The following is a 7,391-nucleotide window of genomic DNA, read 5'->3' as shown; positions in this document are numbered from 1 at the left end:
AGTCAGGAGTCAGGAGTCGTATGGGAATAGATTTAATACCAGTTTTTAGGTCATAAATTCTCTTTTTTGTCAAAGAGACATTTCCTGCAAAATTTTTTTATTGCACTTATTATTCGTAACATTCTTTTTTCAAAATGGTATAATTTATACAGTATAAATATTTACCAATAATAGAAATTATATACTACTTTTGATGTTACAAGTTGACGTGCGGAATGTGGGATAGAGCAAAAGTTTAAAACTCAGACAAAGCAATACTTTTCCTTCTTACTTCTTACTTCTTACTTCTTACTTCTTCCTTCTTCCTTCTTACTTCTTCCTTCTTCACATAAAAAAAACCCCTTGCCAGGTTTTGGGATAATTATATCCCTGTATATTTCAACAGCGTAAATTTTCCTTCCCCACCTAAATTAAGGTAAAATTCCAGCTGAAGAATCAAGCAAGAGGTTAAACTTTTAGATGCTCCTGATGTACTAACTCCCTAGATATTTCCTACGCTCCGACTAAGGAGTGGATTGTAGGATTGTTAAACTTACTTACAAAGGTTTTTAATTCCTTTTGTAAAAGTTCAGAGTGTGTCTGTACTCTTCCATAATAAAACTTTTTTCCTCAAATGCAACTGGGTTATTACAATAGCCCTATTTTATTCATCGTGAAGAGACCAATCAATAGGTAACGTTTAATCTCCAAGTTAAACCAACAGTAAAATTACTATGTATAACTGAAAAGACCAATCTTAACTTAGTGCTTGTAACCATAAAACCACTGTAGTACCACTATTAATTATGGCATCTTGCTGTTGTAAATCATGGGACAGCCAATGAGGAACTACAGGAGAATATACTTGAATCTTTCCTTTCATTGTATGTATTAAATCAAGAGCTATGGCTAATCCCAATCCTGTTCCTGGAATATCCGTTTTAGCTTTTTCACCCCGATAGTTTCGTTCAAATAAATGTTCTAGATCTTGTGATGGAATACCATAACCCGTATCGCTAATAGCTATTGCTAGCATTCCTTCTATTTCATTTTTAACTGATTGATAATCATCTGTTTGTGGAGCTGAAGTTGTTAACTTAATATAAATATTTCCCCCTGCTGGAGTATACTTCAAAGCATTATCAATAATATTACTTAAAACTTCTCGCAAAGCTTTATTATTAGCTTGTACTATAGGTAAATTCTCAGGAAAATCTACTTCTAAATCTATATCACGCTCATCGGCAATTGCTTTTGCAGAAACTAATAAAGGTTCCAAAACTTCTTGTACTGAAACTGACTCTAAGAAATTAGACTCTGGCAAAAGTGGTAATGATTTTAATTCTCTATTAACTTCTGTATAATAATCTATTACATTGTCATTTTCAGTTGTAGTTTGAAGATGCTCGCTTTCCCCAGAAATACTCAAAATTTCTTCCCCAACCTCGACAGTCTCATCAATTTTTTCTATTAACTCTCTGAGGCGATCGCCCTCCCGTAAAATACTATTAGCAATATTCCAGTTTTTATCTTCAGGCAAAAATCTTTTCAGTAATAACTTACCAAAAGTTCGTAGTGCAGTTAATGGACTTTTCAACTGATGCAACACATCGTGTATCGTATCATACTGCTGGGCTTGTAGCTGTTGCTGTTGCTGAAATTGTTCCTTTAACCATTGAGAACGTCGATCTAATATACAAGCTATGGCAATAGTATGAGCTACTTGTTGAATTTGAGTTGTTTCGCGTTGATTCCATGGCCGATCTTCTCTTGCTGTTACCAGTAATCCCATTACTACCCCATCATGGATTAAAGGTAAAACTATTTGACGTTGTTGCCAAGGATGACTTTCAGACCATTTATAGTCTGACTCTGTGCTGTCAGTACTTCCTTCTAAGAGCCAAGTATTTGTCCCTGTGGTTAAGGTTGTTGCTGATAGTTTCGGAATATCGCCTAATGTTTGTATTTCTGAGGTTGTTTTTAAGACTGAAGTGGCTTCCCCATTCTCAAACTTTTCTGGGTATGCAATAATGGGAATTAGTTTAGCTTTACCTCCTTCTACTAATTTTTCTGTCAAGTAAACTATACTCAAGCACGCACCCCAACTAGATACAAGGGCTATTTGCGTTCTACAAAGTCTAATAAATTCTGTACTGGTTGGCATTAGCATTAGAGCTACTTGTGGGACTTCCCCCTAGATATGGACTTTTTTTTGGACTCTAAATATTTTAACTAACTATCAGCTTTCTTCTGACTTCTGACTTCTGACTTCTGACTTCTGACTTCGTTGAGGGTTACTCAAAATCTCCGTGACAAAAACAACTTCTGACTTCTGACTTCTGACTTCTGACTTTATTAAGGCCAATCTCTATACTAATAGTGTATATTTTGTATCAAAATATTAAAAACACTTGAGTTTTTCAACTAAACTTTATATAATCTTATCAAATTTGGTAGCCATAACTACACCCATCGGCTAACACAGGAGGTAAGGAAATTGGCTAGAAGACGTAAGCGCAAAAGTCGTCGTAGACAAGAAGGACGCAGAATTCTTGAGCAAGTTGCTCAGTATAGCATTGAAAGTGGCGAAGATAAACCAGTCACTGCAGCCCGTAAATTTATTCATGCACAAGGTATTGTTCCCCCTGCTGTACTTTTAGTGAGAAGGAATGAGCATACTACTGATCGATACTTTTGGGCTGAAAAAGGTTTATTTGGAGCTCAGTACGTTGAAGAAAATCACTTCTTGTTTCCTAGTTTAAAGGTTTTGACTGAAGCTAAGACACCTGAGAAAAAGCAAATATTTAGTTCTACTCCAAGTATAATTAAAGTCTAAGGACATCATTTATGGAATGTTTTTTACGGGCAAATAAGAATGTCCTTTATTTTTGATGACCGCCAACAAATATCAACTTCTACTGAAATATTTAGTAGGTGAGTGGGTAATACAGAACTCGTACTCCCACTTCATTTAATTTATTAGTAGTATTATTTGATAGCCTTATTTGCTCAATTAACTAGGATTTAAAGCTTTCATCTGCCAATGAAGTTAAATCCTAAGTTATTTTTTTTGAATCTATCCCGTTCTAACTTTTGGTTTGAGCGGGATTTTGTTGTTTGGCTGATTCTTAACTAAGTTAAATCAACAGGTTTTTTGATATACCTTTGTTTAAACCATCTCCACAATATCCTTCTTAACTATCTACGCTACTGCTACCGATCATCTTCATTAATCCCCTCGATCAAACAAATAAATGAATTGCTACAACCTTGGCCACTATCTAAGTCCTATGGGGATACTATATAGTTGCTGATCAAAATAATTTATCTTTATAACTTTTTTTTTATACTTTGAGTTTGATTATTGGTATAGCTTCAAGTTCATAGCTGTTTGTAAAGCTCTCAATTCGTCCCTATGAGCTGTGACAGAAATTAAACTTTTGACTTGAGAGTCCTCAGTCAATATTCCTTCTAGCTTTAGAGACACTTGTTCTGGACGTTTAGACTTTTTCCAGTAAAAAATACCTGCTAAAGGAGATGCTAGCACTAGCCATAGATAGTATTGGCCATATTCCGGGACTAACATCGATAAAGCCAAACCAAAACATAAACAACCTATTGCAGCTAATAGGGTCAAGAAAAATGCCAAAAACAAACTAGGTCGAACTACTCCTTCAAATGTTAGTTGATTCTCAGCTGCATTAACACTAACAATTCGGTAAGCACGATAGCTAAAATATTCTTTTAGCTGCTGTAAAAGTGAGTCAGCTTCCCGATCAGCTATCAGTTTTAGATTTTTAGTCCTATTTTTTACTGATGCTTTGATAAAAAAAACTAGACCAATGGTAGATAGAAGCGTCAGTACAAATGACGATACTAAAGCTGTATTATTCATACAATTTTAAATTTGAATGGTTTTTTTATGTGTTCTCTTTTACATAAGTTTACAACAAAAAAAAAGACTAGCTGCTTTATGAAAAATATCAGCTAGGGTCTATACTTCTATTTAGATTTTATGGCTGAAAAATTGGCACAAAAACATTCTCAATGGGATTATTGGCCAAAATCAGCCTCGAAATTGTCCTCACCTGCCTAGTGCAACATTTAACCTACTCAAAGCTTGCACTTTGAATCTGTATGGCATCACCAATTAAAGTGAAGGCTGTTGCCAGCAAATTCCTCTTAGGGCTATCCATTATCCATTATCTATTAATGAAAGGGTTGATGGTTGAACTTGAGACCGAATATGACCATTATTAGTATATTCGTACCATAACCGTACTAAATCTGTAGCTTGAGACCGCCATTGAGGGATAACTTGATACATTCTCCGTGGACGCCCTCTTCCTTCTACTTTTTTCCAATAGCCAATAATTGTGCCTTGATCCTCAAGAAATTTCAGAGCGCCGTATAACACTGTGTCAGAAAGTCGATAAATAGGGTAGTCCCTTTCTAATTGGCCAATCAGCTCAGTTCCGTAAGAGTCTCTTTGTAACAAAACAGATAGGATATAGCACACTGCTAATTCTTTGTTTAGATAGACCGGAGGGGGACTTTGAAAAAATTGATAAATGTCCTCAAAAGAAGTCATCTGAATTTACCGCCAAATTGGGTTTAAAGCCTCCCCCTTTTGGGGGGGGGAGCTTTGTGTTATGGTAGGAAGAGTGGAAAGGTATTCAACCACTATAAAAAACCTAGCTACTTAATCAGTAGACGCACCTTGAAAACTGCGGTCAGACCCCGCGTCGCCGTCAGGCGCAAGGGAACGCTGACCAAGAGAAGAGTTATGGAGTTTTGCATAGAAATGCTTATGCATGGAAAAACTCTAAGCAACAAGTACAAGAGAACCAAAGTTTTTGAGGTTTGAACTGTACCGTAGGGCATACGGGAACAGGCTCTTGGAATAGGGCAAACGCTTGGGGAGAGAATCATCTCTGGATTAAATGTCGCAAGGTGTTTAATTTAAGTGGACTCATTGAACCAAGAATCCTGGTTTCAGGAGAATATCCGTGCTTTCAGGCCGGAGAGTATGTCAACCACTCACTCTATCTTCCAATCTATCGTGCAAACCATTAGACTGACCACTCATTAGACTTTTTCTAGATCAGTAAGTCAAAAGTTAAAAGTCAAAAGCCAGATAAATTGAGAATTTGTGGATAGGAATTTATTTGACTTTCAATTTTGCAGGGGGTCTATTTACCTTACTTCCCCTAGTAAGTGCTATAAAAAAAATCGCCATTATAGCAGATTAGTAGCAAAGAAGTGTCATAAATACCTGAATTTTACTATTTATTAAGTTGGATTGATACCTAACATAGCTTGTAGAGTTAAGAATAGAAAAACAAATGTCCCAATGATTAGACCGATCAGAGCGATCGCTGTAACAGGTTTATTTAATAGTGGCTTAAGTTTATCGAATAGAAAAAAGAATATTCCGAGGGTAATGGTAATAAAGTATCTTGGATAGCGAGACACATTGTTGAAGAAATCTTGCATCGTTTTGTTTGATAAAAATTTAACTCAATAGCAGGGAACAGCTCCGGAAGGCAACAGTGGGAAAATAATTTCTCTGTCTAAGATTCGTCATCAATCTATGTCCTAAGCAACTCATTCCTTGCTGTATACAATATTAGTTTAATATCTAATACCAATTTTAGAAATTTTTGCTACAAATACCTAGGGTATTTTTTAGAATCCAGAATTCAGAATTCAGAAGTCAGAATGAGTAGATCTAATACCAGTTTTTATGTCGTAAATTCTCTTTTTTATCAAAGGGACATTTCCGGCAAAATCTTTATTATTGCACTTATTATTCGTAACATTCTTTTTTTTAATTGGTATAATTAGTTAATTTGTGACCATATCCAATATATCCATTTTTTGACAGTAGAAGCTCGTCTTTCTCTCGTTGTATCTCCTACTTTTAGATTACTTTCAGACAAAAGTTGGATAATTTGTTTTTTTGAGGGAATATGGGCAATTTCTAAGGATAGCTTAAAGGCTTGATTAAATACTTCGTGTTCCAATATTTTTGTGATTAACTTTAAATATTTAAGTTTATATCTTTGACAAAATATATCTTTGGCTTGGTTTGTTAATGTAAAAGTTTTTCCCTTTTTTGTTATTAGTTCTAAATATTTTCCGGCACTTGTATAGTAATAAGTTTGTCTCTCATCAAATTGATAATTTTCTGTAATCTCATCTGCAGTCAAATCATTTTCTAATAGTAGTGAAATTAAATCTATTAATCTTTCAAACTTATTTGCTTGTGGAAATGGTATTTCTGGCGGTTCAGGAATTATTTTTATCTGATATAGCAGCAATTCTATGTCGCTTCTTTTTATTTCTTCTGAAGCAATTGCATAATTTTTATTTTCTACCAAGGTGATAGAGTTATAGTCTAATATATCTACAAATTCATAAACAAAAAAACTGAAAATATCGTTAGAGTACGTCATTAATACTGGTACAACTCTCTTGGTGATTTTTTTTGACCATAATCTATATGGATAATAGAGTTGTCTAATTAAAAAATCCTCAACTTTATAATTTTTAGCTTCGATTAAAATCAAACAATCATCAGTTTCAAAACCTGCATCTATTTCACACTGAGAGTTAGTCACATTAATTGAGTATGACTGATTATTAATAGAATTTTTAATGTAGAAATCAAAAGTTCCAGTAGACATTCTGCCAGAAACGGTAAATTTAGCTTTTGAACCAACTAAATCATCAATAATACCGATATTAAATGCACAAAGCAATGCCGAACTTTCAGAATATAAATTAGTATAATCTATCGTTTCTATTTCTCTGGGAAACTGCCAAGGAATACTCTCAAATTTGGAGTGATATTTGACTGGTGAATGTATATGAAAGTGACCGATAATATATTGAGAACGAGAAATTGGTAAAATAGATAAACAATTATCTTTAAATATTTCTGGCAAGTTAACAACATGGTCAAATTTTGCCATGAGTCTGCTTTCTCGTTCCTGATTAATTTGAGATGCTTCTATTTTGAAGAAACCGTTTTTATTTATCTCTTCTAAAATTTGATATTTTTCAAATAACTTTTCCCATGCTACATCATTTTTAGTCATATCAAATCTGGTTAAACAGTTATATAAGTGTGGGGAGTGTGAGGATATGGGAACCCACCCATAACCCCTCCCAGGAGGGATTTTTTGGGATATTTAAGGCTTGAAATGTGGATAGAATTATAAACATATACTGTATAACCGGATTCTATTTCATTAATTGATAATTGATAATGGATAATTGATAATTACCTCTGGTTAAAACCGCTACGGAATTGAATATAAGGAAATATTATTTCTTCTCTTGGTTGATTGGATATGGCTCCGAGACCTCGCCATCCCTCGACCGCTTTTTTTCCCCTTAAAAGAGGG

Annotated in this window: 7 protein-coding genes; 1 reads left to right on the top strand and 6 read right to left on the bottom strand. The window is 34.5% G+C overall.

Going from position 1 to position 7,391, the window contains the following annotated elements:
* Positions 1 to 736: 736 nt before the first annotated feature.
* Both F6K54_RS36560 and F6K54_RS36555 read right to left on the bottom strand, forming a co-directional pair.
* Positions 737 to 2,149 (bottom strand): GAF domain-containing sensor histidine kinase, encoded by a 1,413-nt coding sequence (locus F6K54_RS36560; protein ID WP_293088797.1) that lies wholly within the window; start codon positions 2,147 to 2,149, stop codon positions 737 to 739.
* A 69-nt stretch (positions 2,150 to 2,218) separates the two neighbouring features.
* Positions 2,219 to 2,344, bottom strand: coding sequence for a hypothetical protein (locus F6K54_RS36555; protein WP_293088795.1), 126 nt, complete (start codon positions 2,342 to 2,344; stop codon positions 2,219 to 2,221).
* A 132-nt stretch (positions 2,345 to 2,476) separates the two neighbouring features.
* On the opposite strand from F6K54_RS36555, the gene F6K54_RS36550 reads away from it, so the two are divergent.
* Positions 2,477 to 2,815: a DUF3155 domain-containing protein gene (locus F6K54_RS36550; RefSeq protein ID WP_293088794.1), complete on the top strand. Its 339-nt coding sequence runs from the start codon at positions 2,477 to 2,479 to the stop codon at positions 2,813 to 2,815.
* 525 nt (positions 2,816 to 3,340) lie between these two features.
* Here the strand turns inward: F6K54_RS36550 and F6K54_RS36545 are convergent.
* The 4 genes from F6K54_RS36545 to F6K54_RS36530 form a co-directional block, all read right to left on the bottom strand.
* Entirely contained in the window at positions 3,341 to 3,874 is a 534-nt protein-coding gene (locus F6K54_RS36545) for a cofactor assembly of complex C subunit B (protein ID WP_293088792.1), read from the bottom strand.
* A 300-nt stretch (positions 3,875 to 4,174) separates the two neighbouring features.
* Positions 4,175 to 4,570: a PadR family transcriptional regulator gene (locus tag F6K54_RS36540; protein WP_293088791.1), complete on the bottom strand. Its 396-nt coding sequence runs from the start codon at positions 4,568 to 4,570 to the stop codon at positions 4,175 to 4,177.
* A 701-nt stretch (positions 4,571 to 5,271) separates the two neighbouring features.
* On the bottom strand, positions 5,272 to 5,475 hold the full coding sequence (locus F6K54_RS36535) for a DUF751 family protein (RefSeq protein WP_293088789.1): 204 nt from the start codon (positions 5,473 to 5,475) through the stop codon (positions 5,272 to 5,274).
* A gap of 347 nt (positions 5,476 to 5,822) precedes the next feature.
* Positions 5,823 to 7,082 (bottom strand): type II restriction enzyme, encoded by a 1,260-nt coding sequence (locus tag F6K54_RS36530; protein WP_293088787.1) that lies wholly within the window; start codon positions 7,080 to 7,082, stop codon positions 5,823 to 5,825.
* Between the last annotated feature and the right edge of the window lie 309 nt (positions 7,083 to 7,391).

Origin of the sequence: Okeania sp. SIO3B5 (genome assembly GCF_010692555.1) — a bacterium.
GTDB lineage: Bacteria > Cyanobacteriota > Cyanobacteriia > Cyanobacteriales > Microcoleaceae > Okeania.
The sequence above is the reverse complement of the archived record's forward strand: the minus strand, read 5'-3'. Positions and strand labels throughout refer to the sequence as shown.